Annotated in this window: 1 protein-coding gene and 1 pseudogene; one reads left to right on the top strand and one right to left on the bottom strand. The window is 72.1% G+C overall.

Going from position 1 to position 1,349, the window contains the following annotated elements; translation table 11 throughout:
- Positions 1–625, bottom strand: a 625-nt coding sequence (locus U9980_RS09420; RefSeq protein ID WP_322767579.1) for a class I SAM-dependent methyltransferase, incomplete at its 3' end; no start/stop codon positions are given.
- Between the two features lie 476 nt (positions 626–1,101).
- Between U9980_RS09420 and U9980_RS09415 the strand changes: the two are divergent.
- Positions 1,102–1,349 (top strand): annotated as a pseudogene (locus tag U9980_RS09415) (hypothetical protein); the annotation flags it as partial.

Genomic DNA, 1,349 nt, shown 5'->3' with positions numbered 1-1,349 from the left:
CGACGGGGCCCGCGCGGTGCACGCTGACCGCGTAGCCGCCGCCGTCGTACACATCGCCGTCCCAGGTCGCGTAGCGCTGGTCGAGGGTGAGCCCGGCCGTTGCGCACCACCGGTCGTAGTCGGCCAGCCCGAACGGCGCAGCGGGCAGCGGCAGGTGGTCACGATCCAGGCCGAAGCCGGCGACCAGCAGGCCGCCGGGTACAAGCCGCTGCGCGATCGCGGCGACGACCAGCGCCTCGGTGCCGGGAGCGAGCAGCGGGACGACGTTTCCGGCCGCGACGACGAGGTCGAAGAACTCCGCCAGGTCCGCCAGGGTGTTCATGTCAACCAGGTCGGCCAGCAGCCACGTCACGTCGGGTCCCGCGGCCTGGGCCTCCGTCAGCATGGAGGCGTCGTTGTCGATCCCGGTGCAGGAGTGGCCCTGTTCGGCCAGCCGGATCGCGACCCGGCCGGTCCCGCAGCCTGCGTCCAGGATGCGCGAACCCGGCGGTACCAGCGACGCGCACAGCGTGGCTTCGCCGTGGACGTCCATGCCCGCCGCGGCCAGCCGCGCGAACTGGGCCGCATAACCCGACCCACGGCTGCCATCGGTGATGGCGGCCCATCGACTCGCACCGTGTGCCACGTCCACATCGTCATTATAAGGTCCGATCAATCCGCCTTGGGCCTTTGGCCTTGGACCCTCCTTGGGCCTGGTTGCCGGTGCACAGCCGCGCCCTGGCATCCTTCGGGATTACGGCGCTGATCAGCGCGTGCCGGGCCGGGTCCGGGCCGTTGATCGCGGGGAGTTCAGGCGGGGTTCGTGGGGTGGAGGGTGGCGTGGCGGCGGCGCAGCGACACAGGGTGGCCGACAGTGGCCCGAGGACTTCGGCCTCCGGCGATGCGACAGAACCAGGATCGCATCGCCTTTGGCCCGACAGGCGGCTTCTGACTGTAGGACGGGGGCTCCTCGCGTTCCTGGTGGTATGGGGCGCGGCAGTGGCGTTCATGCTCGCGTGGGGGCCGGAGCCGTCGGCTCGCGCAGCGGTGCAGGCGGCCGCGGCCACGGCGCCGGGACCGTCGGTGGCACTGCGCCCCGGTTCCGGACGGGCCGGAGTTTCCGTGACAGCGAGCGGGGCGGGGTTCGCCTGCACCACCATGCGGGTCCCCACCGTGGACGTGTCGTGGGACCGAACCCAGGCCGTCGGGACGGCGTCGGTGAACTCCGGCGGCTTCAGCCTCACCTTCCAGGTACCCGCCGGAGCTGTCGCGGGTTCGCACACCGTCACCGCTTCATGTCCGACGGTTTCCGCATCGGCGACGTTCACCGTGGTTGCGCCCACGCCCACGCCGGCACCCACGCCCACGCC

Source organism: Protofrankia sp. Cr1 (assembly GCF_963555865.1).
Lineage (GTDB): Bacteria > Actinomycetota > Actinomycetes > Frankiales > Frankiaceae > Protofrankia.
This window is presented reverse-complemented; position numbering and strand designations above follow the sequence as displayed.